The organism is Pandoraea cepalis (assembly GCF_902459665.1).
GTDB lineage: Bacteria > Pseudomonadota > Gammaproteobacteria > Burkholderiales > Burkholderiaceae > Pandoraea > Pandoraea cepalis.
The window spans coordinates 136,365-161,762 of the sequence record NZ_CABPSL010000006.1 but is presented as its reverse complement, the minus strand read 5'-3'; the positions used below and the strand labels follow the sequence as shown (position 1 = coordinate 161,762).

General features: G+C 64.3%; 26 protein-coding genes. 11 read left to right on the top strand and 15 right to left on the bottom strand.

The genetic code is table 11. The features are described 5' to 3' along the window. Positions 1-6: 6 nt before the first annotated feature. From flhB to PCE31106_RS10410, 6 genes are read right to left on the bottom strand one after another with little or no spacing between them, the layout of a single operon-like run. Entirely contained in the window at positions 7-1,155 is a 1,149-nt protein-coding gene (gene flhB / locus PCE31106_RS10435) for a flagellar type III secretion system protein FlhB (protein ID WP_150563206.1), read from the bottom strand. A gap of 4 nt (positions 1,156-1,159) precedes the next feature. After that, a complete protein-coding gene (locus PCE31106_RS10430; RefSeq protein ID WP_254440977.1) occupies positions 1,160-1,975 on the bottom strand; it encodes a flagellar biosynthetic protein FliR in 816 nt (271 codons plus the stop codon). Between the two features lie 39 nt (positions 1,976-2,014). Then, positions 2,015-2,287 carry a flagellar biosynthesis protein FliQ gene (gene fliQ / locus PCE31106_RS10425; protein WP_150563205.1) on the bottom strand — a complete coding sequence of 91 codons (273 nt, stop codon included), beginning with the start codon at positions 2,285-2,287 and terminating at the stop codon, positions 2,015-2,017. 10 nt (positions 2,288-2,297) lie between these two features. Then, positions 2,298-3,119: a flagellar type III secretion system pore protein FliP gene (locus PCE31106_RS10420; protein WP_254440976.1), complete on the bottom strand. Its 822-nt coding sequence runs from the start codon at positions 3,117-3,119 to the stop codon at positions 2,298-2,300. Next, positions 3,116-3,634: a FliM/FliN family flagellar motor switch protein gene (locus PCE31106_RS10415; protein WP_174975093.1), complete on the bottom strand. Its 519-nt coding sequence runs from the start codon at positions 3,632-3,634 to the stop codon at positions 3,116-3,118. Before PCE31106_RS10415 ends, PCE31106_RS10420 begins: the two co-directional genes overlap by 4 nt. A 16-nt stretch (positions 3,635-3,650) precedes the next feature. Next, entirely contained in the window at positions 3,651-4,508 is an 858-nt protein-coding gene (locus tag PCE31106_RS10410) for a FliM/FliN family flagellar motor switch protein (protein ID WP_150563203.1), read from the bottom strand. 214 nt (positions 4,509-4,722) lie between these two features. On the opposite strand from PCE31106_RS10410, the gene fliE reads away from it, so the two are divergent. Further along, the gene (gene fliE, locus PCE31106_RS10405) at positions 4,723-5,055 is read left to right on the top strand and encodes a flagellar hook-basal body complex protein FliE (RefSeq protein WP_150563202.1); all 333 of its coding nucleotides are present in this window, start codon (positions 4,723-4,725) and stop codon (positions 5,053-5,055) included. 67 nt (positions 5,056-5,122) lie between these two features. Here the strand turns inward: fliE and PCE31106_RS10400 are convergent, their stop codons facing one another. Then, complete coding sequence (locus tag PCE31106_RS10400) at positions 5,123-6,031, bottom strand: LysR family transcriptional regulator (RefSeq protein WP_017235266.1); 909 nt, start codon at positions 6,029-6,031, stop codon at positions 5,123-5,125. A 308-nt stretch (positions 6,032-6,339) separates the two neighbouring features. Between PCE31106_RS10400 and PCE31106_RS10395 the strand changes: the two genes are divergently transcribed. Continuing rightward, the gene (locus PCE31106_RS10395; RefSeq protein WP_150563201.1) at positions 6,340-7,752 is read left to right on the top strand and encodes a methyl-accepting chemotaxis protein; all 1,413 of its coding nucleotides are present in this window, start codon (positions 6,340-6,342) and stop codon (positions 7,750-7,752) included. 124 nt (positions 7,753-7,876) lie between these two features. On the opposite strand, the gene PCE31106_RS10390 is transcribed toward PCE31106_RS10395, so the two are convergent. From PCE31106_RS10390 to PCE31106_RS10370, 5 genes are all read right to left on the bottom strand, one after another. Further along, the gene (locus PCE31106_RS10390) at positions 7,877-8,179 is read right to left on the bottom strand and encodes a hypothetical protein (RefSeq protein ID WP_017235268.1); all 303 of its coding nucleotides are present in this window, start codon (positions 8,177-8,179) and stop codon (positions 7,877-7,879) included. Between the two features lie 537 nt (positions 8,180-8,716). Next, positions 8,717-9,307, bottom strand: coding sequence for a hypothetical protein (locus PCE31106_RS10385; protein WP_254440975.1), 591 nt, complete (start codon positions 9,305-9,307; stop codon positions 8,717-8,719). 113 nt (positions 9,308-9,420) lie between these two features. Beyond that, positions 9,421-9,558 (bottom strand): entericidin A/B family lipoprotein, encoded by a 138-nt coding sequence (locus PCE31106_RS10380; protein ID WP_017235270.1) that lies wholly within the window; start codon positions 9,556-9,558, stop codon positions 9,421-9,423. A gap of 106 nt (positions 9,559-9,664) precedes the next feature. Beyond that, positions 9,665-9,871, bottom strand: coding sequence for a CsbD family protein (locus tag PCE31106_RS10375; protein WP_017235271.1), 207 nt, complete (start codon positions 9,869-9,871; stop codon positions 9,665-9,667). A 267-nt stretch (positions 9,872-10,138) separates the two neighbouring features. Beyond that, positions 10,139-11,620, bottom strand: coding sequence for a sensor histidine kinase (locus tag PCE31106_RS10370; RefSeq protein WP_174975090.1), 1,482 nt, complete (start codon positions 11,618-11,620; stop codon positions 10,139-10,141). Between the two features lie 269 nt (positions 11,621-11,889). Between PCE31106_RS10370 and PCE31106_RS10365 the strand changes: the two genes are divergently transcribed. From PCE31106_RS10365 to PCE31106_RS10330, 8 genes are all read left to right on the top strand, one after another. Continuing rightward, the gene (locus tag PCE31106_RS10365; RefSeq protein ID WP_017235273.1) at positions 11,890-12,066 is read left to right on the top strand and encodes a DUF1328 family protein; all 177 of its coding nucleotides are present in this window, start codon (positions 11,890-11,892) and stop codon (positions 12,064-12,066) included. 97 nt (positions 12,067-12,163) lie between these two features. Continuing rightward, positions 12,164-12,325, top strand: a complete 162-nt coding sequence (locus PCE31106_RS10360; protein ID WP_017235274.1) for a DUF1328 domain-containing protein — start codon at positions 12,164-12,166, stop codon at positions 12,323-12,325. A 139-nt stretch (positions 12,326-12,464) separates the two neighbouring features. Next, on the top strand, positions 12,465-13,109 hold the full coding sequence (locus PCE31106_RS10355) for a response regulator (RefSeq protein WP_017235275.1): 645 nt from the start codon (positions 12,465-12,467) through the stop codon (positions 13,107-13,109). A 13-nt stretch (positions 13,110-13,122) separates the two neighbouring features. Then, positions 13,123-13,545, top strand: a complete 423-nt coding sequence (locus tag PCE31106_RS10350; protein ID WP_017235276.1) for a response regulator — start codon at positions 13,123-13,125, stop codon at positions 13,543-13,545. 158 nt (positions 13,546-13,703) lie between these two features. Then, positions 13,704-14,738 carry a methionine ABC transporter ATP-binding protein gene (locus tag PCE31106_RS10345; protein ID WP_026132220.1) on the top strand — a complete coding sequence of 345 codons (1,035 nt, stop codon included), beginning with the start codon at positions 13,704-13,706 and terminating at the stop codon, positions 14,736-14,738. Further along, entirely contained in the window at positions 14,728-15,381 is a 654-nt protein-coding gene (locus PCE31106_RS10340; protein ID WP_017235278.1) for a methionine ABC transporter permease, read from the top strand. The genes PCE31106_RS10345 and PCE31106_RS10340 overlap by 11 nt, the downstream gene beginning before the upstream one ends. 57 nt (positions 15,382-15,438) lie before the next feature. After that, positions 15,439-16,251 (top strand): MetQ/NlpA family ABC transporter substrate-binding protein, encoded by an 813-nt coding sequence (locus PCE31106_RS10335; protein ID WP_017235279.1) that lies wholly within the window; start codon positions 15,439-15,441, stop codon positions 16,249-16,251. A gap of 420 nt (positions 16,252-16,671) precedes the next feature. Continuing rightward, positions 16,672-18,564, top strand: coding sequence for a GGDEF domain-containing protein (locus tag PCE31106_RS10330; RefSeq protein ID WP_150563199.1), 1,893 nt, complete (start codon positions 16,672-16,674; stop codon positions 18,562-18,564). 93 nt (positions 18,565-18,657) lie between these two features. Here PCE31106_RS10330 and PCE31106_RS10325 read toward each other — a convergent pair whose 3' ends face one another. Continuing rightward, positions 18,658-20,274, bottom strand: a complete 1,617-nt coding sequence (locus PCE31106_RS10325) for an APC family permease (protein WP_017235281.1) — start codon at positions 20,272-20,274, stop codon at positions 18,658-18,660. Between the two features lie 536 nt (positions 20,275-20,810). Next, positions 20,811-22,361: a UbiD family decarboxylase gene (locus tag PCE31106_RS10320; RefSeq protein WP_150563198.1), complete on the bottom strand. Its 1,551-nt coding sequence runs from the start codon at positions 22,359-22,361 to the stop codon at positions 20,811-20,813. A gap of 570 nt (positions 22,362-22,931) precedes the next feature. Between PCE31106_RS10320 and PCE31106_RS10315 the strand changes: the two genes are divergently transcribed. After that, positions 22,932-23,975, top strand: coding sequence for a lytic transglycosylase domain-containing protein (locus tag PCE31106_RS10315; RefSeq protein ID WP_150563197.1), 1,044 nt, complete (start codon positions 22,932-22,934; stop codon positions 23,973-23,975). A 172-nt stretch (positions 23,976-24,147) separates the two neighbouring features. Here the strand turns inward: PCE31106_RS10315 and PCE31106_RS10310 are convergent, their stop codons facing one another. Then, entirely contained in the window at positions 24,148-25,353 is a 1,206-nt protein-coding gene (locus PCE31106_RS10310) for a pyridoxal phosphate-dependent aminotransferase (RefSeq protein WP_150563196.1), read from the bottom strand. Between the last annotated feature and the right edge of the window lie 45 nt (positions 25,354-25,398).

Sequence of the window (25,398 nt, the reverse complement as noted above, 5' to 3'; positions counted from 1 at the left end):
ATGAGATCAGGGGCGGAGTCGCGTGGCGGGTGGATCGGAGAGTGCGGCGGGCACGGCGGGCGTGTCCGGGCGGTCGGGGTGTGTGGCGCGTTCGCCGGTTCGCCATGCGCGCAGTTGCAGCACGTAGGCAAGAATCACCGCGACCGCTTCATACAGCGCGGCGGGAATCTGCTGGTTGACCTGGCTCGTGTGGTAAAGCGCTCGCGCCAGCGGCGGGGCGCTCACGACATCGATCTTGTGGTCGCGGGCGATCTGGCGCAGCACGCCCGCCATTTCGTCGAGGCCGCGCGCCACGACATACGGCGCTTGCGCACGCTCGGTGTCGTACTTGAGTGCGATGGCGTAGTGCGTCGGGTTGACGATCACCACGTCGGCCAACGGCACCGTGCGGCGCAAGCTGCGCTCGGCCATGCGGCGCTGGATCTGTCGAATGCGCTGTTTGACTTCGGGACGTCCTTCGGACTGCTTGTGCTCGTTCTTGACTTCCTGCTTGGTCATGCGTTGATCGCGCAGGAAGAAGTAGCGCTGCATCGGCAGGTCGAGCAACGCGAATGCCACGAACGCGCCGCCGAGCACGAGCACAGCGTCGCGCAACAGCCTGAGTCCCACGGCAATCGCCTCACGCGGGGCACTCGCCTGCAGGGCGAGCAACGCGTCCCAGTGCGCGCGCACGACAAAGACCAACACGGCCGCCACCAGCACAACCTTCGCAACGGCGATGCCTACCTGCGCGTAGTGCTTCATCGAGACGAGTCGGCCCAGGTTGGCTTTGGGCGAGAGCCGCTGCCACTTCGGCTTGAGCAGCGTCGTGCTGAAGACGTAGCCGCCGGGCAGCATGGCCGCCACGCTGATGCACAGCGGAATCGCGGCCAGCGGGGCGAGGAGCTTGACGAGCAGCCACATCGCCGCCGGCAGCAAGGCTGTCCAGGCGTCGTCGAAGCCGATGCCCGCGAGATCGGCGAACGCCGCGGCGTAGAGCGAGCGGAATGCGTCGAGCTGCGCGGGCGCGGTGACCGCGAGCACGGCCACACTGCTCACGATGCCGACCGCTGTGGCCGTATCGCGCGAGCGCGCCACCTGTCCCTGCTCGCGTGCGCGGCGCAGCTTCTGGGACGAGGGGGCTTCGGACTTGTCGCCGGTGTCTTGGGTCGTCATGGGTTCAGATCGGACGGGCGACGGGGCCGAGTGCGTCGAGCACGCGTTCGGTCAGTGCCAGATAGTGGGCGGGCAGGGCCGGGATGACGGCCGAGAGCACGACGAGGCCGACGGCCGTCGTCACGGCGAAGCCCAACGAGAAGAGGTTCAGCGCCGGCGCGGCGCGATTGAGCAGACCGAGCCCGAACTGAACGACGAACGTGGTAAGCACCACGGGCAGCGCCAGCGTTACGGCAGCCGCCAGCGTCCAGCCCAGCGCGCGCAACAAGCCGGCGAGATCGCCGAGCGGCAGTCCCCCGCCGATGGGCCAGACCTCCAAGCTGCGGCCGACGATGGCCACCGCGATCAAATGCGCATCGGCAATGAAGAACAGCAGAGTGCCGAGGCAGACCATCAGCAGCGAGACCGGCTCGCTGGCTTCGCCGTTCATCGGATCGTTCATGGCCGCCATGGCCAGTCCCATCTGCGACGCGCACAGGTAGCCCACGAGGGTGAGCAAGCTGCGCACGATGAAGAACGCCAGCCCCAGACACGCGCCGATGATCGCTTGCTCCGCGGCCAGCGCCATGCCGGCCAGCGAGAACGGGTCGATCGGGGGCACGCCGCCTTTGGCGAGCACCGGCCATAGCGACAGGCTGAGCACGAGCGCGACCAGTACGCGCCAGCGCATCGGCACCACGCCCTCGCCGACGAGCGGCAGCATGCTCAGCGCGGCAACGAAGCGACAGAACGGCCACCACAGCATCACGAGCTGCGCGGGCCATTGGGCGAGCCAGCCTTCGAGGCCAGGCCAGGCGGCCAAGGATAGAGGAAGCGGCATGATCGGGAGTCCGGCTGGGGGCGTCGGCGACCTGCCGCGCTACCCGGCCAGCGTCGCCGCGCGGGCGAAGATGTCGGCGGCGAAATCGGTGAGCGTGCCGGCGAGCCATGGCGCCGCGAGCCCGAGCGTCAGCAGTGTGACGATCAGGCGCGGCAGGAACGACAGCGTCTGCTCGTTGATCTGTGTCGCGGCTTGAAAGAGCGCCACGACGAGACCGGTCACAAGGCTCGGCACGATGAGCACGAGCACGATGATGATCACGAGCCGCAGGGCGTCGAGCCCGATGTCGATGGCGATGTCGCTGGTCAGCATGGCGTTCTCCTCAGACCGCCTGCACGCTCGTGACGAGCGTGCTGACCGTGAGCGTCCAGCCGTCGATGAGCACGAACAGCAGGAGCTTGAGCGGCAACGAAACGACCAGCGGCGAGAGCATCATCATGCCCATGGCCATGAGTACCGAGGCCACCACCAGATCGATGACGAGAAACGGCACGAAGAGCATCGCCCCGACTTGAAACGCCGTCTTGAGTTCGCTCAGCAGGAATGCCGATGCCTTCACCAGGAAGCTATGCGCCTGCGGCTCGGCAACGTGCGTCTCGCCGGTCAGCCGGGCCATCAGATCGAGCGACGTCTGACGCGTTTGTGCAAGCATGAAGCGCGACAGCGGCGCTTCGCCGACGCGAATCGCTTCGGTCAGCGTGATGCGATTTTCGTCATAGGGCACGACCGCCTGCGTCCAGATCGCTTCGCCGACCGGGCGCATGACGAGCAGGCTGAGCAGCAACGCCATGCCGGTGAGCACGCGCGAGGGCAGACCCTGTTGCAGGCCCAGTGCCTGGCGTAGCAACGCGAGGATGATGGCGAACCGCACGAATGTGGTCATCACCATCAGCAGCATCGGCAGCAGTCCCAGCAGCGTCATCAGAATGAGCAACTGGGTCTTGACGGAGAAGTCGGTGGTGCCGCCTTGCGTGCGCAGGCGCATCAGGTCGCCCGTCTCGTCGGCGTGCGCTCCGGTGGCGAACAGCGCGAAGCCGATCGCGAGAATCGCGAGCACGAGCGTCTCCGATGCGCACAGCGGAAAATTGCGTGGCTCGTGAGGGCGCGAGCGCCGCAGGCGCAGGCGGTGTAGCGCGGCTTTCATTGCGCCAGCCGGTCCAGCTCGAGCGCATCGAGCGTGAGGATCTTCAGCCCGTACTGCGCACCCGAGACGACGACTTCCGCCAGTCCCACCGGCACACCGTTGACCAGCACGGCAAGTGGTGCGCCGGCCGCGCGATCGAGACTGAGCACGTCGTCGGCACGCAGGGCCGCCAGCTCGCCCAGCGTAAGACGCGTCGCACCGACTTCGAGCGTGAGCTTCACCGGCACACGGCGCAGCGTCTCGCGCATGGCGAGCGGCACCGGCGCTGTGCCGGCCGCGTCCGCGGAACGGGAGGCAGGCGCGGCGTTGCCGCCGCCCGTCTCGCCGAGCCAGTCACCGGCCAAATCGTCAGGCAGGTCAGAGAGGTTGGAGAGGTCGGAGAGCGCGCCGAGGGCAGGCAGATCGTCGGTCAGGGCGTCCATCTGCTGATCGGCAGCGGTGGGCGTCGTGACGTCGGCGGGTGCACCGGGGTGAGGCACTTGACCCGACAGGTCGTGAGGAAAGTGGGTAGACATGACGAATACAGAGTCCTTACTCAAGAGTTTGGAAGTGCGTGAGGCACAAGTGCGCATCGCGCTCGACAATATCGGCGCTCATCAACGGGTCGTTGTCCACGCAAACGAGGGCGCGTTGCATGAACCGCACCGGCAGGACATCCCCCGGTTGCGCGTCGAGCAGCGCGCCGAGCGACAAGTCGACGTCGAGCCAGTGCGCGCTCAGGCGCACCGGAATCGTGGCGACGTCGCAGGCGGGCGGCGTGTGCTCGGCGACACGTTCCCCGGCGTCGGGGCCGAGCATGGTCAGCCAGCGGCGTGCGTCCTCGGCCGCGAGCCGGAAGGTGACCGTGCCCAGAGGCGCATCGCCCGCACGATCCGCGATGCGCGCGCCGATCCAGAGCGACGGCGGCGTCGACCTCGGGGCGCTCTGGAGGGTCTCGACATACGCCGTGGTCGGCGACATCTCGGCGGAGACGGCCTGGCGCAATGCGTCGAGCATTTGCCTCGCAAAGCGTGTCACGAAACGCTCGTAGGTCGCGGCAGGGGGCGCGGCGTGCAGGGCGGGCGGCCCGACGAAGTCGTCCGCGTCGTAGCGCAGCCGGAACGCGTCGCGCAGCAGTCCCGCGTCGATGGCAACGTCGATGCCGTGACCGTCCACCTGAAAGCGCTGCACGATGACATCGGTGACGCTCGGCGCACTGGCGCTCACCGACATGGCGGCGACGCGCCACGCCATAGCATGACGATGGCGAACGTGCTGCGGCAATTGGACATCGAGGCGCGAGCGCAGCCGCTCGGTCAGGGGGTCGAGGAGCTGCGTCGGCTGTCCCAGCCGGCACGGATCGAGTGCCCGGATCGCGCCGGGCGGCGTTGGCGCGTGCATTGTGTTCATGTGTTTGGATGTCGGTTCGCAGCGCTCGTGGGCGCAGGGAAGTTCGCATCCTAAAGGCGTCTTCCCCGTGTGTTGATGGGGAATGACTCAACCGTGTTGGCTTTGGGGGATTCCCCATTCTTGGTGGGGCGAGGTGTGCGTAAAGTGCGGAGTCTTGTCAGTGCTGCCTGCCTCACGCGCGCGGCACACCTCGAAACTCACGAAGGAGAGCCGAATGCCCGTCTCGATGGAACACTCATTGATGGCCGAGATGCGTCGCATGCATGCGACACAGCGCGAACTGGATAGCGTGGCGGGGGTGCGCGACGCAGACCCCGCCCTGGGCGGTGCCGCGGTCGGTCCCGACTTCGGTGCGATGCTGCGTGGCGTGGACGCGGCGCAGCGCGACGCCAGCGAGCGCATGCGCGCATTCGATCTGGGCCAGAGCGACGACCTGACCGGTGCAATGCTGTCGAGCGCTCAGGCCGATTTGTCGTTTTCGTTGCTGATGCGAACGCGTGACAAGGTCGTGGGTGCCGTGGAGGAGTTGGTACGCATGCCGTTCTGAGCGGGATGCGGCAAGCGCCATGCGTCGCTGGCGCACCCGTACCGACGTACGGACGAACCGCGCGCGGTTACCGCAACGTTGCCGGTTCGTCGGCGGCCCTGGCGAAGCACTGGGCGAGAAATCGCTCGGTCGGACGCGACAGGGCATCGGCATGCGGCACGAGCGCCGTCAGCAGTCGCTTGAGGCCATGCGGGGGATCGATGCGAACCGAGGCGAGCGCCGCGTCTTCGTGACGCATCGACATCGCGGACACGAAGCCCACGCCCATGCCCGCCCGCACGGCTTCCTTGATACTCTCCACCCCGGCCAATTCCAGCGCCACGCGTGGCGCGAGTCCGGCCACCGAGAACGCGCGCGCGACCAGCGCGCGTACCCCCGACCCCGGTTCACGCAGGATCAACGGGTACTCGGCGATGGCCTGCAGCGATGCGCCTTGCGGATGCTGCGCGAGGGGATGGTCGGCCCGGGCAATGGCAACGACTTCGTCGTCGCGCCACGGACGCACCGCGATCTCCGGCGACAGACCCGGCGGCACGGCGCCTTCGATGAATGCCACGTCGAGCCGATCGAGTTGCGCCACGATTTCACTGGTGTTGCCGTCGATGATATGCAGTGCGACCGCAGGGTAGCGTTGATGGAATTCCGCAATCGCGTAGGGCAGCAGGTAGCTTGCCGGCGTCGTACTCGCCCCGATGCGCAGCGCCCCGGTTTCCATGCCGCGCAGGCTATCGCGCAGTGCCATGGCCTGGCGATAGTCCTGCCGCAGCTTGTTGGCATATACGGCGACCTGCTCGCCCACGGCCGTCAGCCGGATACCGCGTCCATCGCGTCGATACAACGGCTCGCCGAACGACTCCTGCAACAGCCGCAACTGGCCGGAGACGGCCGGTTGCGATAGGTGCAGCGCTTGCGCCGCATGACTGATGTTGCCGAGTTCGGCCACGGTCGCGAAGGTCAGCAATTGGTCCGGCGTCATGTCGAATCCATCGGATAGGGTGATGATTGATCACCATCATAGCCATTATTCGGATGATTGCGTGCCGACGCGACACGGCCGGGTCAGTAAGTCCCGCGTAAGCCGTGCATGAGAGGGTGGTCCTATAAAGTCGGAAGCGCGGGGCGGCGACCAGTGAGGCAACCCTCAAGTCGACCGTTTTTTCTCCCGTTATCTCTTTCGACACACCAGCGTGTGGCGCGAACGTCTGCCCCGATGTTTTCCGTGCGGTACGGCGACTGTCGCGCCCTCGTCATAACAAGTGGATCAGAGACGCGAGGAGACTGACAATGGGGCTATTCACGCGCACCCGGGGAGCGGCGCAAACCGTCAACATCATGAGCGAGGTGGCGGCCAATGCCGGCACCCTCGGCGTTGAACTGTGCGATATCGCCGGTAACGTCGACGAGATCGCCGTTCGCATCAAGCGTCAGGCCGACGTGTTTCAGGCGCTTCACCAAACCGCCACCGAGACCAGCGAAGGCAACCAACGTATCGCCAGCGCCGCGCGTGAGGCCCGCGATGTGGCCGATCGCGCGAGCGCCGAAATTGCGGCGTCGCGCCACACGGCCGACGCGTCGCTGGCATCGATCCACGGTCTCGTGGAGGGTGTCTCCGGCATGGCCGGCGAGATCGCCGGGCTGCGCGACGCGCTCGATCACGTCGGCAAGGTGGCTGAGGGTATTTCGGTGATCGCGCGTCAGACCAATCTGCTGGCGCTCAACGCCGCCATCGAAGCCGCGCGCGCCGGCGCGGCTGGGCGCAGCTTCGCGGTTGTGGCCACCGAGGTCAAACTGCTCGCGAGCAAGACGGCCGAGGCGACGCAGCAGATCGAGCACACGCTTGCCACGCTGGGCGAGCGCACCGAGCGCCTGATGCGCGAGAGCAACGCGACCGTCGCGCGCGCCAACGACGCCCGCGAAGGCACCCGCGCCATCGCCAGCGTGATCGAGACGGCCGGGACTGCGCTCGACACGTTCGACCGTCAGGCCGGACAGATCGCGCAGGCCAGCGAAGCCATCGAAAGCGAATGCGCCACGCTCGTCGCCCACGTCGATGAAATGGCCGACGGCGTTTCGCATTCGGCGGAACACGTTGAGCGTGCGCGCGAGCGCATCAACGGTTTGCTAGGCGTCTCGGAACATCTGATCGGCCTGATCGCCGGCAGCGACGTCGAGACGGAGGACACACCGTTCATTCGCGCGGTACGCCGCGCGGCCAAGCAGGTGGGGGAGAGCTTCGAGGCGGCGCTTGCCAAGGGCAAGATCACCGAGCAGGCATTGTTTGACCGCCGCTACGAGCCGATCCCCGGTTCGAACCCGCAGCAGTTGATGGCCAGCTTCACGCGCTTTACCGACGAGACGCTCCCGGCCATCCAGGAGCCGTTGCTCGCGCTCAACGAGCGTATCGCCTTTTGCGCCGCCGTCGACGAGAACGGCTATCTGCCGACGCATAACCGCAAGTTCTCGCAGGCACCGACCAACGATCCGGTCTGGAATGCCGCGAATTGCCGCAACCGGCGTTTGTTCAACGATCGCACGGGCGCGGCCGCCGGACGCAACACCCAACCGCTGTTGCTGCAGACTTACCGGCGAGATATGGGCGGCGGGGCGTTCATGGTGATGAAAGATGCCTCGGCGCCGATCTATGTGAATGGGCGTCATTGGGGCGGCTTTCGCATCGCCTATCGCGTCGGCAGGTAGCCGCGTTGCGCCGACCGGCGCGGCCAAAGACAACGCGCCACCGACTTCGCAGTCGGTGGCGCGTTCATTTTTCGGCGACCGGTGTGTTATCCGATGCATTTGCCCGCGTGGGGCCGGCCGTCGCTCAATCGCGATGCCAGTGGTCGCGGCGCCAGCGACCGTGCCCGTACCCGTAGTACGGACGGCCGTAATACGCCGGCGGAGGACCGTAATACACTGGCGCGGGCGAGACATAGACGGGCGGCGGGGCGTAGTAGACCGGCGGCGGGGGCGCGACGTACACGGGCGCCGGCGCATAGACCGGTGCCGGGACGACCAGCGGCAGGCCAATGCCGATACCGACCGAGACGTGAGCCTGCGCTGTCCCGACGGCACCCGCAGCGAGCGCGATCCCCGCGATGGCAAGGGCGGCAAACTTGGTTTTCATGACATTTCTCCTGCGGACTTGGCAGCGTACTGATGACAGCGCCCGGACGGCACCATGCCGTGCGACGCGCCGGGTGCCCTTAAGCACCGTTGTTCGTCAGATTCCTTGGCTTAACTTTACTGAAGTTCCGAAACGCGGGCGTGGCGCAATTGTTGCAAAGTATGCGCATTGACACGGCACAGGGAACGTCCGGGCGAGGAAAAGCGGCCGCCAAACGTGTAGATCAAGTCGTCATTCTATTCAGAATCAACGATTTGCGCTCGTTTCGGTGAGCGTCTTGCGTTGCCGCGCTCGCGTCGAGGAGCGTCAGGTCGGGCTGCGCTTGTTACATTCATTTACATGCGCGCTCGCCGCCTGTGGCACAAAAACAGCAGGCGAATGCCGCTTTTGCCGCATTCGCCCGCCATCGACGTCGCGGGGCTGCACGCAACGCCGCCGTCTCCTCCCTGCCTAACCGGTTCGCCCGGTGCGTCCGGATCTGCTGTTTTTGGGACGGATCCGTGGCCGCGATCCGCATGGTTTGGGAGATCCCTGCGCTTACTGGTGGAAGCGCGCCTTGGCGTCCGCCTCGCAGGTGTCCTTGGGATTGCCGGCCAGCGCGTCGCAGCGTTCGAGCGCGGCCTTGTACTGCGCCTTGTCCGCCTCGGCATTGGCGTCCTGCCGCGCGGCCATCGTGTCCTTCGACGATTCCCGGCTCGTGCGCATGACCTTGGCATCGCCATAGGCCTTGGTTTTGGCGGCTTCGGCGTCCTTGACGCAAACGTCCTCGTCGTTGCCCTTCTTGTCGTCGCAGCGCAACTTGGCAACGCTGTAATCGGCGTCGGCCTTCGCGACGGCGGCCTCGTAGCGCGCCTTGGGTGTTTGCTCATAGTCGGCTTGCGCATTGGCCTTGGCAATGGCTTCGTTGCCCTTTGCACTCGCGACACAGACACGCTTCGCGTTGTCCTTGAGCGCTTTGCAACGCGCGACCGACGCCTTGTAGTCGGCCTCGGCCGATTTCTGCGTCGCCTCGTAGCGATCCTTGGCCGCCGCGTCCGCCGCGTGGGCCGCCGCGGCGCTCAGCATTCCCGCGGTGCCCACGGTCAGGCTGGCGCAGGTCAGGATGTTCATGACAGTTCGATGTGACATGTCGGAGTCCTCCTTCAGGCGGGCAATGGAATGCGCATGAGGCGCAATGCCGATGCATCACAAGTTTCGGGGGGGGCGGCATGCGAGGAAAATGGATTCGGCGATATGCCGGATTACTTGGCGCGATCGGCGGCGCCCTGAATGGCTTCGCCCCCTCGTTCGACGTCCTTGCCTGCGCCGTGGATGGTGTTGCATCCGGCGAGCCCCAGCGCGAAGCCGGAGAGCAGTGCGATGGCGATCAGTCGTTTCATTTGAATGTCTCCTTTGACAGAGGATGGTGTGCGACGCGCGGCACGCGCGCGAAGTGAAAGGGACGCGTCGGGGCGCCCGCCTCCCGGCGGGCACGGCGGCAAGCGCTTACCAGAGCTTGTGTTGGTCGTTCCACGTGTCGACTTCGCGTTCGGCTTCGGCCTTCGCCTTGCCGTATCGTTCCTGGATCGTCCCCACGAACTTGTCGCGGTTGCCTTCGATCTTGAGCAGATCGTCATCCGTCAGGTTGCCCCACTGCTTCTTCGCTTCGCCCTTGAGTTGGTTCCACTTGCCCTTGATCAGATCCGAGTTCATAGCAACTCCTTCATATTGGGTTGGGATAGGTTCGGTTCGGAGAATTTTCATCGCATCGGCACGCAAAGCGGCGCGCCTCGTTGCCGCGCTTTCGATGCGGCACGAGATTCCATGGTAGGGAGTGCGAAGTGTTCGCGATGTCAGCCGCGATAGCATCGCGGCGTAGGTGGCGTCGGGTTGCGCTGTCGGCGCATTCCGACGTGCTCGGTATCGAGGACGCAGTACCGAGGACGCAGTACCCAGGGCGCCAGTTTGAGGATCAGGGGATCAAGGCGTTTGCGGCGAGGCGCTCGCGCCGTCGTCGGGCTTCCCGGGGGCAGGTGTCTGTGTGGCGGTGCTTTCGGTGACTTCGGTCGCGATGTTGGGCGCGTCCGCCGGATTGCACAGCGGCAGCACGACCTGGATCTCGGTGCCGATTCGCAGCGGCAGCGAGTGAATGTCGATGCGTCCGCCCTTGGCCGAGACCCGTTGGCGCATACCGAACAGGCCGTGTGTCTTGGGCTTGTTGAACTGATCCGGCGTGAGACCGATACCGTTGTCGATGACTTCGAGACGCACCCGCTGATCGTCGCATGCCAGGGCCACGCGCACGGTGGTGGCACGCGCGTACTTGCCCGCGTTCGTGAGCGCTTCCTGGGCAACGCGGAACAGCACGATGGCCGTCGACTCCGGCAGGGCGAAGTCCTCTTCGGGCAGGTCGAGATCGAGCTGCCAGTGCTGTTGATCGGCGGTTTCTTCGGCGAGCGAGCGCAACGCCGTCACGAGACCGAAGTTGATCAGCACCGTCGGACGAAGATTCTCGATGATGCGGCGCTTCGTCTGAATGCCGGCGTCGAGATTGCGTTGCGCGCGAGCGAGTTTCTCGGCAATCACCGGATCGACGTTGCGCAGCTTGTGATGCGCCCAGGTCACGTCCATCTTGCAGGCGGTGAGAATCGCGCCGAGTTCGTCGTGCAGCTCGCGCGACAGACGGGTCTTCTCGTCTTCGCTGACGTTCTGCAAGTGGGTGGCCAACTCGTCCAGTTGCTCGGTGCGCTCACGCACGACGCGATCCAGATGCGCTTGCTGTTCGCTCAACCGGTCGCGCGCGAGTCGCTCCTGCCGCATCTGCCGGCCGAGGGAACGAAACAGCAGCACGAACAGCAGGATGGTGAGCACCGAGAGCGCGCCGGCGCTTATCGCCGAGATCGCCTGATCGAAGCGCCCGTCGTCCTGCGCGGTGCGCGCGCGCGCCAGCTCGCGGTTGTATAGGTCGGTGATGCCGTCTTGCACCGGCTCCATCGTGCCGATGCCGAGATTGGCAGGCGAGAGCGCCTCTTCGAAATTCATCTTCCCTTGCTTGACCGCCGCGCGTGCCGTTTCCATGGCGGTGATGCGCTGCGAGAACAGCGTCATCACATTGGCAAAGTCCTTCGTGGCCTGCGTGTCGCCCGTCGCTTCGTAATGCCGCACGATCAGGGCGGCGAGATCACGAATGCGTCGCACGGCCGACAGGTAGGGATCGAGATAGATCGGGTCGTTCGTGAGCAAATAGCCGCGTTGGCTCGACACCACGGTCGACGTGCGCGCAATGATCTCGTTGAGTTCGTTGGCCGCGGTCATGGCCTGCAAGGCCGCCTCGTAGGTGGACGCCAGTCGGCGGTGCGCAGACTCCAGCCCGATCAGGCTGCCAACGGTGATGGCGATCGCCGCGATCATGGCGATGATCCAGCTTCGGCGACGCAACCAGGACGTGAGCAATCGAGACATGAGGGCCTGTGGCGAGGTGTTGAGGAGGGGCGTGCAGGGAATACCGATGATCGAACGCGTTTCGATCATAAGTCGAAAATCGCGTTGTTTCGCGAATTGTCAGTCAATTCCTACGCAAAAACCAGCGGGGTCCGGGCAGTCGCCTACGCGCCGTTTTTCTACCATTCACTCAGCGTCCGAGGGTTCGCGCCGCGTTGCGCAAACCGGTGTCGCGCCGTCGGAGGCGAACGAAGTCTCCGGGAAACGATGCATTGACCGAGGAGAGCGCTATGTTGAAGTGGGCGTTGATGTTCGCACTGATCTCGATCGTGGCGGGCCTGTTGGGCTTCACCGGGATCGCCGCGGGTGCCGCCGGGATCGCGAAGATTCTGTTCGTGCTGTTCCTGGTGTTGTTTGTGATCTTCCTGCTGCTTGGACTGACTGTCGCCAAGAAGATCGTCGATTAGACGGAGCGCTGCCGCACGGGGCTTGTCCGTGCGCTGAAGCGATACTGTGACGCGTCATGCAGACGCGCGCGGCCCGTTCCCCTACAAGGAGGTTGCGATGCTTCACTATGCTGTCGTTTTTTTCGTGATCGCGTTGATCGCTGCAGTGTTCGGCTTTACGGGAATCGCCGTCGGTGCCGCAGAGATCGCAAAGATCCTGTTCTTCATCTTTCTGGTGATCTTCCTGGTCACGCTTCTCTTTGGGGTGTTCCGACGATAGACGACGTCTGGGGCCGCCCGGGCAACTCGCCAGGCGGCCCGGCGTGCTGGCTGTGGAGGCGCAGGATCTCGTGCGGCACCATTGAGAGTTACCGGCAGATGATTCATTATTCGAGCGACCGAGCGTCACTGGAGCTGAGATGTCACCGACAACAATAAAAATCCTGATTGCCGACGACCACGCGATTGTCCGTACCGGCTTCAAGCAATTCATTGCCGACGAGTCGGACATGGAAGTGCTGGGCGAAGCGGCGAGCGGCGACGAAGTGATCCGTGCGGTTCGCGATACAGCCTTCGACGTCGTGTTGCTGGATATCGCCATGCCTGACAAGAACGGAATCGACACGTTGCGCGTGATCAAACAACTGCGCCCGGCGCAGGGCGTACTGTTCCTGTCGACGTATCCTGAAGCGCAGTATGCGGTCAACCTGCTGCGCGCCGGCGCGAACGGATATTTGATGAAGGATGCTGCGCCCGAGGAAATCATCCGGGCTATCCGCACGGTGGCGCGCGGCCACCGCTATGTCAGCGAAGGTACCGCCGACCTGCTCGCGCAGAAGCTGGACCAGCCGGGCGACGAACCGATCCACGAGCAACTCTCGGAGCGCGAGTTCCAGGTGTTCTGCAAGCTGGCGCAGGGCCGCACGCCCACCGAAATTGCGGACGAGTTGCATCTGTCGGTAAAGACCGTCAGCACGTATCGCGCGCGCGTGCTGGAAAAGATGCATTTGAAAACCAATGCCGACCTGACGCTCTACGCGCTCAAGAACGGCTTGATCAGTTGATAGCGAGGTTGTCATGCCAACCGGGAACGCGGCAACGCATACGGGGTCCGGTTTGCCCCTCAAGGTGCTCTTGATCGAAGACTCGGCGGTCATCCGCGAGAGCCTGTCCGAAGCGCTCGGTTCGACCGGGATGCTCCAGGTGACAGGCGTGGCGGAGACGGCCGACGACGCGGTCCGCACACTCCAGGAAGATTCGTTCGACGCGGTGATCGTCGATATTCAACTGCGACGCGGCTCGGGCATGGACGTGCTCTCCTACCTGCACGACGCGGGACTGCTGCCCCAACTGATGGCCATCGTGCTCACGAACTATGCATTGGCCACGTACCGCAAGCGTTGCCAGCAACTGGGCGTGCAGTACTTCTTCGACAAATCGCTCGAATTTGACCGCGTGATCGAAGTGCTCGACGACTTCGCCTCTCGCAGACAAGCGTGATCGCCGTCAGGTTCAGTCGAAATCCGATATAAGGAGATCAAGTTTTATTATTTTCATCTATTTAGATGCATGGGCTAGAATGTTGTCTTTGCACTGAATATCGAGTCAAGGCGGCGGCACTGCGGGCGGTTTCAGCAGTGGGGCTGCTATTTTTTTGCATGATCGAACTCCAGAACATTACCCAGCGTTTCGCTGGGCCCAAGGGGCCGATCGACGCGCTTTCCAATATCAGCCTGTCGATCGAGCGCGGCGAAGTCTTCGGCATCATTGGCCGAAGCGGCGCCGGCAAGAGCACGCTCGTGCGTGTCATCAATCTGCTCAATCGCCCGAGCGACGGCAGCGTGCGCGTCGACGGGCAGGACCTCACGTCGCTGTCGTCCGACGCGCTGCGTCAGGCGCGCCGCCGCATCGGCATGATCTTCCAGCACTTCAATCTGCTCAACTCGCGCACCGTCTACGAGAATGTGGCGTTGCCGCTGGAGTTGGCGGGTCTGTCGGCGGCGGAGATTCGCGCGAAGATCCTGCCGCTGCTCGAACTCGTCGGTCTGACGGCACAAAAGGATCGTTATCCGTCGCAGATTTCCGGTGGCCAGAAGCAGCGGGTGGGCATTGCCCGCGCGCTGGCGAGCGAGCCGCAGGTGCTGCTCTCGGATGAAGCGACGTCGGCGCTCGATCCCGAAACGACGCGCTCGATTCTCGAGTTGCTCAAGCGCATCAATCGCGAGCTGGGCCTGACCATTGTGCTGATTACACACCAGATGGAAGTCATCAAGCAGGTGTGCGACCGCGTCGCCGTGCTCGATGCCGGCCGTGTGGTCGAGCAGGGCCGTGTCATCGAAGTGTTCTTGCGCCCGCGTCACGACGTCACGCGTGCGCTTATCGGCGACGTGATTTCGCAGGAGCTGCCCGCGGGCGTTCGCGAGCGTGTCGCGTCGCGCATCGGCAACGGTCACGATCACCTATATCGTCTGGCGTTCTCCGGCGCAGGCGTCGATCAGCCGCTGCTCTCCGAGGCGATTCGTCGCTACGAACTCGATTTCAACATCCTGCACGGCCAGATCGACGAGATCCAGGGGCAGGCGTTCGGATCGCTCGCCGTGCTGGCGGGCGGCACCCCGGCCCGGGTGGCCGAAGCCATGGCGTTCCTCGCCAGTCAAGGTGTTGTCGTTGAGGAGCTGAGCCATGTGGAGTGAAATGTTCGATCTCTTCGTCTCCTCCTTCTGGGAGACGCTCATCATGGTCGGGATTTCCGGCCTGATCGGTGCCGTGGTCGGCGTGCCGCTTGGCGTGCTGCTCTATCTGACGGATCGCAACGGCGTGTTGCAAAACCTGCCGACCAATCGTGTCGTCGGCATCCTCGTCAACGCGGTGCGCTCGACACCGTTCATCATCCTGCTCGTCGCGGTGATCCCGTTCACGCGTCTGATTGTCGGCTCGTCCATCGGCACGATGGCGGCCGTGGTGCCGCTCACCATCGCCGCCGCGCCGTTCGTCGCGCGCCTGGTGGAAACGGCCCTGCGCGAGGTCGACCGTGGCCTGATCGAGGCGGCGCAGTCGATGGGCGCGACCACCGGCCAGATCGTCACCAAGGTGTTGCTGCCCGAGGCCTTGCCGGGCATCGTGGCCGGTCTGACGATCACGTTCGTCAGTCTGGTCGGCTATTCGGCAATGGCCGGCGCCATCGGCGGCGGCGGTCTGGGCGACCTGGGCATCCGATACGGCTATCAGCGCTTCCTGCCCGAAGTGATGATTACCGTCGTGCTGATCCTGATCGTCTTCGTGCAGTTGGTACAGACGTTCGGCGACTGGCTGGTGCGTCGCCTGAGCCATAAGTAACATCTCATATAACAACGTCGCCGGCGCACCGGCACATCACACACACGAGGTTTTTCCATGCAACGTCGCACGCTTTTCAAACTGCTGGCCGGTGTCGGTGCCGCTACGGTTTTCGCCACGCAATTCGCCGCGTCGGCGGTTGCCGCCGATGTCGTCAATCTGAAGATCGGTGTCACGGGCGGCCCGCACGCGCAGATCTTCGACGAAGTGAAGAAGGTCGCGGCCAAAGACGGTCTGAACATCAAGGTCATCGAGTTCAGCGATTATGTGCAACCGAACGCCGCGCTGTCGTCGGGCGACCTGGACGCGAACAGCTACCAGCACCAGCCGTACCTCGACGCCCAGGTGAAGGACCGTGGCTACAAGCTTGAGTCGATCGCCAAGACCGTGATCTTCCCGATGGGCATCTATTCCAAGAAGATCAAGTCGCTGGCCGATCTGAAGGCCGGCGACAAGGTGTCGCTGCCGAACGACCCGACCAACGGCGGCCGTGCCCTGCTGTTGCTGCAGAAGCAGGGCCTGCTCAAGCTGCGTGCCGACGCCGGTCTGAAGGCGACGCCGCTCGACGTGGTCGATAACCCGAAGAAGCTGAAGTTCGTCGAGCTGGACGCCGCACAGTTGCCGCGCTCGCTCGATGATGTGGCGGTGGCCGTCATCAACACGAACTTTGCGATGGAAGCCGGTCTGAACCCGAAGCGTGATTCGATCGCCATCGAAGACGCCAACGGCCCGTACGCCAACGTGTTGGTCATTCGCACGGCCGACAAGAACAAGCCCTGGGTGGCCAAGCTGATCAAGGCTTACCATTCGCCGGAAGTGAAGGCCTTCATCGAGAAGAAGTTCGGCGGCTCGGTGGTCACCGCCTGGTAAGTTCGGGAGGGCGCGCCGGTCGGCGGCACCCTCGCGAAGCAACGGCAACGCTTTGCGGCGTTGCCGTTTTTTTTCGTCTCCGCGCCGGAGGAATGCCGGGCGCACGCGATGGATATCCAGGGTGTTCGACGGTGGGGGTTTCGCCGTCTCGGCGTGTGTGGCAAATCCGACACTGTCACAGATTTGTCAAACAACGGCGATAGCCTGAGGGCAAGTAAAAGAGGGTGCCTGCGGGCACCGTCAACAGACGCGGATACGGGCCATAGAGCAGCTACCGCAAGCGAAGCACGGGGAACGGGTGAAACGCTTCATCGGAGCGCAGCGCGCCTTCGATGGGTATGGACGCGCCCGGCACATGCCCGCACAACGCAATGCGATTTGCATGATGGCGGCGCACCGCACCGACCTACGGAGTTCCCGTTGAACCTTCCCCCGCCTGTCGCGATACGTCCGCCGGAGCGCTTTGCCGCGCCTGGAACATTGCACGATGCGATATCGACGTCCGTCGCGGCGTCAGTGCCCGATGCGGAACCCGACGAGGCCGCATGGCTCGCCGAGCTGTGCGAGGGTATCGGTTTGACCTGCGTGTTCCAGCCGATTCTCGACTTTCGCACGTCGGGCGTTGCCGGCTACGAGGGACTGGTGCGGGGGCCAGCCGGCACGGCGATCCAATCGCCGCTGGCGCTGTTCGCCGCCGCGCGTCGCCACGGTCTGCTCGCGCCGCTCGAACTGGCTTGCCGTCGCACGGTGCTGCGCGGCTTCGTCGAGCAGGACCTGCCGGAACGCCTCTTCCTGAACATCGGCCCGGTCACCCGCGCCCACCCGGTCGGCGGCGTGAGCGAATCGCTGGGTCTCGACGAAACGTTTGCCATGCTCCAGACGCTGGGCCTCGCCCCCGAGCGTGTCGTGCTCGAACTCACGGAGCATGCGCCTGCGCTGGATCTGGCAAGCACGCGCGCTTCGCTCACGGCATATCGCGCGCTGGGTTTCGAAGTGGCGCTCGACGATATGGGCGAGGGCTATGCCAGCCTGCGGCTGTGGTCCGAGCTGCGGCCCGATTACGTCAAGATTGACCGGCATTTCGTCGACGGCATCGACACCGACACCGTCAAACTCCAGTTCGTGCGGTCGATGCGCCAGATCGCGGAGGCGAGCGGCACGCGGATCATCGCGGAGGGCATCGAGCACGCCGAGGAACTGCAGGTCGTGCGCGATCTCGGCATCTTCCTCGGTCAGGGGTATTTCATCGCGCGCCCGGAAGCGAAGCCGCAACGGGCGATCACGGCCCACGTGCGGGCGGTTGTCAACGAGCGCCGCGCCTATGTGCATCAACAACCGAGTCAACTCGGTGCGGGCAATGTGACGCTGGAGCGAATCGCTTCATACGTGCAGCCTGTCTCGCCGGAGACCCGCAGCGAAGATGTCGTGGCGCGTTTCGAGAGCGATGCGACGCTCGACGTGCTGCCGGTGGTCGAGCATGACCGTGCCGTGGGATTGATCGGACGCGCGTCGCTGATCGGCCGGTTCGCTCGGCCTTTTACGCGTGAACTCTACGGACGCAAGCCTTGCTCGGCCGTGATGGAGCCGCGCCCGCTCACATTCGACAAGAGCGCACGCATTGAGGATCTGAGCCGCATGATTGCCGAAGGCGCCAGCCGGCAAATCGCGGGCGGTTTGATCGTCACCGATCAAGGGCGATATCTGGGCGTGGCGCAGGGCCACGCGCTGATGCGTCACATCACCGATATGCAGCTCGACGCGGCGCGGTACGCCAACCCGCTCACGCTGCTGCCGGGCAACGTGCCGATCGACGACTACATGGATCGCATGATCGGTGAGCGGCAATCGTTCTTCGCCTGCTATGTCGATCTCGATAACTTCAAGCCGTTCAACGACGTGTTCGGCTACCGGCGCGGCGACGACCTGATCCAACTGGTCGCGCGCGTGCTCATGGCGGTGCGCAACCCTGAGCGCGACTTCCTTGGTCACATCGGTGGCGACGACTTTCTGGTGGTGTTTCGCAGCCCCGATTGGGAGGCGCGTTGCCGCGAGGCGCTCAGGCGCTTCGGCGAGGCCGTGACGGAATACTTCCATCCGGATCAGATCGCGGCGGGCGGGTTCGAAGCGGAAGATCGTCGCGGCATGATCATCTTTCACCCGATCACGAGCTTGTCGATCGGCGTGGTGGCGGTCACGCCGGAGAGCTTTCCCTCGCACGTGGAAGTCTCGGCCGCGGCCGCCGACGCCAAGAAGATGGCCAAGCGCGCGCTCGGCAACAGCCTGTTCGTCGAGCGTCGGCGCGCCCATCGGTGAGCGCGCCCGGCATGCCGCACATGACGTAAAAAAGCCCGCCGCAAATGCATTGCAGGCGGGCTTTTCCGTCGGCGCTGCCGATGTTCGGAGCGCTTAGTGCGAGAGCGCGGGCATGCCTTCCATGCTGGCGACGTCTTCTTCACGCTCACCCGCCAGGTACGGTGTACGCCAGCCGGCCTTCACGCCCCAGTGATAGAACGCAAGCGACATGGCGGCCACAATCACCATATCCCAGCCATATGGCAGCAGGCCAAGACCGCCGAACTCCTTGCTGCCGATATACGAGCACAGCGCCATCGCCGGCAGGTAGCCGATCAGCCACCACGATGCTTTGAGGTCACGGCCGAAACCCTGCCACCGATCCTTCGCCTGATAGTAGAAGTAGACGGGCAACGCCACGATCACCAGTACGATGATCTGGCCCGTGAGCGGCCAGCGAGCCCAATAAAGAATCAGCGACGCGCACACGAAGGCGAACGGTGCGATCAGTGACAGGCCTCGCAGGCGCAGCGGACGGTGCAGCTCGGGGGCCGAGCGACGCAGCGCCATCACGCTGATCGGGCCCGTCAGGTACGAGATCACGGTCGCGACCGAGATCACGGCGGCCAGCGAGTCCCAGCCGCGGAAGAAGAACATGAAGATGAACGAGATCGCCAGGTTGAACCACATCGCCGGGCGCGGCACGCCATACAGCGGATGCACGTGACCGAGGATCGCGGGCAATGTGCGGTTGCGCTCCATCGCATAGATCATGCGGCTCGTGGTGGCCATATAGGTGGTGCCGGTGCCGCTCGGGCTCAGGAACGCATCGAAATACAGCACGATGGCCAGCCAGTTCAGGCCGAGTGCGATCGCCAATTCCGCGAACGGGGAGCTGAAGCTCACCATGTGCCAGCCGCCGGCCAGCTGTTCGGGGGAGAGCGCACCGATGTAGGCCACTTGCAGCAGCAGGTAGATGACGGTGGCGAGCAGGATCGAGCCGACCACCGCGAACGGGATGCTGCGCCCCGGGTCGCGCGCTTCGCCCGCGAGGTTCACCGGGCTTTGGAAGCCGTTGAACGCGAACACGATGCCCGACGTGGCGACGGCGGTGAACACCGCCGACATGCCGTTCGGTGCGAAACCGCCGTGCTCCGCCACGTTGAAGTTGCCCGGGTGGAAGCCCGCGATCATCAGGCCGGCAATGGTCAATGCCGGAATGGCGAACTTGAACAACGTGATGGCCGTGTTGGCGCGCGCGAACAGTTTCACGCCCCAGTAGTTGAGCATGAAGTAGCCGATCACGAGCAGCGCGGAGAGCATGAGGCCGCTCGTGCTGAGCGTGCCGTCGACAAACAGGGCGTGTGTCCAGTCGTACGGCCACGTACTCATATACTGAATCGATGCTTCGGCCTCGATCGGAATGACCGAGACGATGGCAATCCAGTTGGCCCACGCGGCGATGAAGCCGACGAGGCTGCCGTGCGAATAACGCGAGTAGCGGACCATGCCGCCTGACTCGGGGAACATCGCGCCGAGTTCGGCGTAAGTGAGCGCGATGGCCAGGATGACGACGGCGCCGATGAGCCACGCGAAAAGGGCGGCGGGGCCGGCGATCTTGGCGGCCTTCCAGGCACCGAACAACCAGCCGGAGCCGATGATCGAGCCAAGACCGGTCAACATCAGGGCGAAGGGCCCGATGTTACGCATGAGGGGTTGATTGTTATCCATTCGATGTCTTCTCCACGCCCGGGGGGGGCAGGCACCGGTCCCGATGAGGGCGGGCGGTACGCTGCGCGAGGGCGGACTAATTTCCCGCAGGCCGGTCGCCGTCAGCACGGGCGTGACGGTTCGGGGGCGGCGCTGGCGGGGCGCGACTTCTGCCTTTTGCTACTGAGTTTCGCGAATATCGAACGATTTCCACGTCGCGGCGTACTTGCGAGCGCGGCTACCCCGAATTGGGGTCGGAGTTCCCATTCGCGAAAAAAAGCGCGATTCTACCCGAGGGAATGGCGTTGTGTGGGACTTTGTGACACTTTCGCGATGGGATCGGGTTCGCCGACATCAGGTCGAAATGCGCGCAAGCCAGTCAGCATGCGGATCTCAGGGGGCGGGAAAGCCCTTATTACAGATTATTAAAGGGTCAGATGAATATCGGACCCGAATGAGGCGCGAATTCGCCACTGGGCACGGCGCGGTGTGATGTCGCTGTCAGATGCCGGGGGAGGGGGTAGGACGCTCGGTGCGCCCCGGCCCCCGGACCGTGCTTACAAGCCGAGATCCGCGTATAGGGTAGCCATACGCGCATCGATGTCGGCGGTCATTTCGATGGGGCGTCCCCATTCGCGCGACGTTTCGCCGGGCCATTTGTTGGTCGCGTCGATCCCCATCTTCGAGCCCAGTCCTGCCGTGGGCGACGCGAAATCGAGATAGTCGATGGGCGTCTGGTCGACGAGCGTCGTATCCCGGGTCGGATCGACGCGCGTGGTGATGGCCCAAATGACTTCCTTCCAATCCCGGATATCGACGTCCTCGTCGACCACGACGATGAACTTCGTATACATGAATTGCCGCAGGAAACTCCAGACACCGAACATCACGCGCTTGGCATGCCCCGGATACGCCTTCTTCATCTGCACGATGGCCATTCGGTAGCTACAGCCTTCCGGAGGCAGATAGAAATCCGTGATCTCGGGGAATTGCTTCTGCAGCAGCGGCACGAAGACTTCGTTGAGCGCGACGCCGAGCACGGCCGGCTCATCGGGCGGTTTGCCCGTGTAGGTGGAGTGATAGACCGCGTTGCGGCGCAGGGTAATGCGCTCGATCGTGAACACCGGGAACCACTCCTGCTCGTTGTAGTAGCCGGTGTGGTCGCCGTAGGGGCCTTCGAGCGCATGGGCGTAGCCCGCTGTCGCGCCGCGCGACGGCGGCGGCGGTGCGCCATCGGGTGCGCGCGGCGGTGTCGCGGCGGGGTAAATGAAGCCTTCGAGCACGATCTCGGCACGTGCGGGAACGCGCAGCGACTCCAATCCCGGTGTCAAACACTTGGCCAGCTCAGTGCGGCTGCCGCGCAGCAAGCCCGCAAACTGATACTCGGACAGCGTATCGGGCACGGGGGTGACGGCGCCGAGCATCGTCGCCGGATCGGCGCCCAGTGCGACGGCCATCGGAAAGGGCTTGCCGGGGTTGGCCTGTGCGAACTCGCGGAAGTCGAGCGCGCCGCCCCGGTGGGCGAGCCAGCGCATGATGACCTGGTTGCGTCCGATGACCTGTTGGCGGTAGATGCCGAGATTCTGGCGTTTGCGATGCGGCCCTTTGGTAATGACCAGGCCCCACGTGATGAGCGGGGCGGCATCGCCGGGCCAACAGGTCTGAATCGGTAGCCGCGCGAGGTCGACATCGTCGCCCTCCCAGACGATCTCCTGACACACCGGGCTGCCGACTTCCTTGGGCGCCATGTCCCAAACGGCCTTGGCCATGCCCAGCAGCTTGCCCGCATCCTTGAGCCCGCGTGGCGGTTCGGGTTCTTTGAGCGTCGAGAGCAGGCGACCGATATCGCGCAACGAACCGAGCGCGTTCTCGCCTTTATCGACGCCCATGCCGAGCGCCACTCGTTCAGGGGTGCCAAACAAGTTGGCCAGCACGGGCATGTCGTAACCGGTCGGCCGCGCAAACCACAGCGCCGGGCCGGCCGCTTTGAGGACGCGGTCGGCGAGCGCCGTCATCTCCAGCACCGGCGAGACCGGCACGTCTATGCGACGAAGCTGGCCGGATCGCTCCAGTTGCGCGGTGAAGTCACGAAGATCGACATATTTCATGAAACAAACCGTTACCAAAAATTTTTACGAAATTCATACAGCCGGTGAAAACGGCCGTTTGAATTCCAGGAAAGTCGGAGTGACACCCTTGTAAACGCGGGGGTTAGGCAGGGCATTTTACCGGTCAAGGTGTCCAGACGTCACGGCAAAACCGCTGTTACAAATTACTTTTGGTAATGATTTGTCTTGATAATAGTATTGACTGTTTATATATGGCTGCTACAATCCGCCCGTTGAATCCAAAAAGGCGGCTTTGAAGACGGGTAGGCCGACCCGCTCAAGCTTAGCGATAACTACAACATTGACGTGGATTTTCAGTCGCTGGTTTTCTCACCGAGGTCGGGAAACCAGTGTTTTAGGAAGCAGCGCGGGCAATAGCTCGTCAGCGCCAGAGACCTGAACAGGTCGGCGTGCTGCGGCGGTAGTGGCATCGTCCAAGACACACACGATGCCCCGCCTTGTTCCCTATGCCGTAAATGAGCGTTACACGGGATGCCTGGCGGGCATCGCGGCTCATTTCCATACGCCCCGGGGCCACCCCGTGGTGACGGCGTAACCGGAGTACGTAGTATGAAGAAGTCTGGTTTATCACCCTGGCTACTGGCCGCGATCCGTGCGCTCGGCGCGCGAGGTACGGCAACGGTAGCCTTGGCTCGTCGCGATTGGCGTCGCCTCGCATGGCACGGCGGTCGTGTTGGACTCTATACGTCCAGCGCGGTGGGCCTGGTTGCCGTGGTTGGCACGCTGGCGCTGTGGGCGCAACCGACGTGGCGCGCCGATCTGGCGTCGCAAGTCGGTCCGCTGCTCGAGGCCGCCACGGGATCCGCCCATGCGGCCGATCCGGGCGGCAACGGCGCTGTGGTCGCTGAGCGCTCGCCGTCGGACGCGTCGATGATGGCGCAAGCGGCGCAGCATGTGCCGTCGGCCGCCGTGCTCGCGGCTTATATTCCGAATCAGCGTGTGGCCGCCGATGCGCGCGCCACCAAGCCGCTGGACTCGCGCGAGCAAATCGCCGTCGCCGACTATCTGGCACGTCGCTACCGCGTGGCCGGAGACGTCACGGGCAACCTCGTGCGCGCGGCGTACTCGACCGGCAAGGAAGTCGGCCTCGATCCGCTGCTGCTGCTGGCTGTGATGGCCATCGAGTCGGGCTTCAACCCGTACGCGGAAAGTACCGTGGGTGCGCAGGGCCTCATGCAGGTGATGTCGAAGGTGCATCGTGACAAGCTTGAGTACTTCGGCGGTCCCGAGGCGGCCCTGCACCCCATTGCCAACATCAAGGTGGGTGCGCTGATCCTGAAGGAATGTATCGCCAGCGGCGGCTCGCTCGCCGGTGGTCTGCGCCGCTATGTGGGATCGACCAGCGCAGGCGACGGTGGATACGGTGCCAAGGTACTTGCCGAGCGCGATCGACTGCGTAGCGTTGCCATGGGACACAAGGTCTCGCCGAACGCGCCGCAAGCGCCGGTTATCGTCAGCTCGGCCAAGCCTGTGGCGAAACCGGTCTCGGCTGGCAAGTCGGGCGAACCGACGGATTCGGTGGCGACGCCGGCGGCCTCGGTGGGCAAGGCGGCCGCCAAGTCGCTCGAAGCGGACGACAGCACCGCTGCCTGATCGGCCATCGGCGGCGTGGTGTACCTGGGCCGGTGCATCGTTTTTCCCGTCGAGCCGTCGGCACGCGACGGTTCTCTATATAGAGCGCCATCGCAGCCCAAGAAAAAACCCATCGAAGTGATTCGATGGGTTTTTTTGTTTTTGCGTCCCAAGTACGGGGCTGGCCGGCGACTCAGCCGGCAGCGAACACCCGTTCGATGCGGTCCATCGCCTCGTGCAACTGACCGAGCGACGTGGCATACGACAAGCGGATGTAGCGGCGCGGCTCGGAAAAACCAAAATCGAGTCCCGGCACGAGCACGACGTCGGCTTGTTGCAAGAGAGACTGCGTGAGGCGGTCGCTGTCGGCGGCGTCCGGATGCGATACGCCGGTGCAGTCCGCGTAGACGTAAAACGCACCGTCAGGCATCACGGGAACCCGGAAGCCAAGGCGCTCGAGCGCCGGCACGATGTAGTCGCGTCGCTCACGGAAGGCATTCTTGCGCGCCTCGAAGATCGCCATCGTTTCCGGTTGGAAGCAGGCCGTCGCCGCATGTTGCGCCACGGCGGAGGGGCAGATGAACAGATTCTGCGCGAGCTTCTCGAACGTCGACACCATCGACGGCGGCACGACCAGCCAACCGAGGCGCCAGCCTGTCATATTGAAGTACTTCGAGAAGCTGCTCACGACCAGGACATCGTCGCCGAAGGTTAGCGCCGTGGTGGGTTGGCTGTCGTAGGACAGGCCCTGGTAGATCTCGTCGACAAGCGTGAAGCCGCCGCGCGCGCGCACGGCTTTGACGATGCGGGCCAATTCCGCTGTCTCGATGGACGTGCCCGTTGGATTCGACGGCGAGGCGAGGAGCACCCCTTTCGTTGCCGCGCCCCAATGGGATTCGATGCGCTCGGCCGTCAGCTGGAATCGCTCCGCGGGGCCCGAGGGGATCAACACGGGTTTTCCGTCGAAGGTGGAGACGAAATGTCGGTTGCACGGATAGCAGGGATCCGGCATGAGCACTTCGTCGCCCACGCCGACCAGCGCGGCACACGCCAACACGAGGGCGGCCGATGCACCGGCCGTCACGACGATACGCGACGGTTCGACCTCCACGCCGTAAAAGCTACGGTAATAACCGGCGATGGCCTCCCGCAGGGCGGGGATGCCCATCGCCCCCGTGTATTGGGTTCGCCCGTCACGCATAGCCTTCACCGCCGCCTCGATCACTGCCTCGGGGGCCGTGAAGTCCGGCTCGCCGATGCCCATGTGAATGACGCGATGCCCCGCCTTTTCGCGCAGCGCAGCCTGCTTGGCCAGCTCCATGACGTGAAACGGGGCGATGTCGTCGACACGTTGCGCCAGCTTCAGTGCGGCGGGGGCGAGGTCGGGCGTTCGATCCATGATGTCGGGGGGGAGACAGGAAGGAGAAGGTGGGGGACTTGTGCG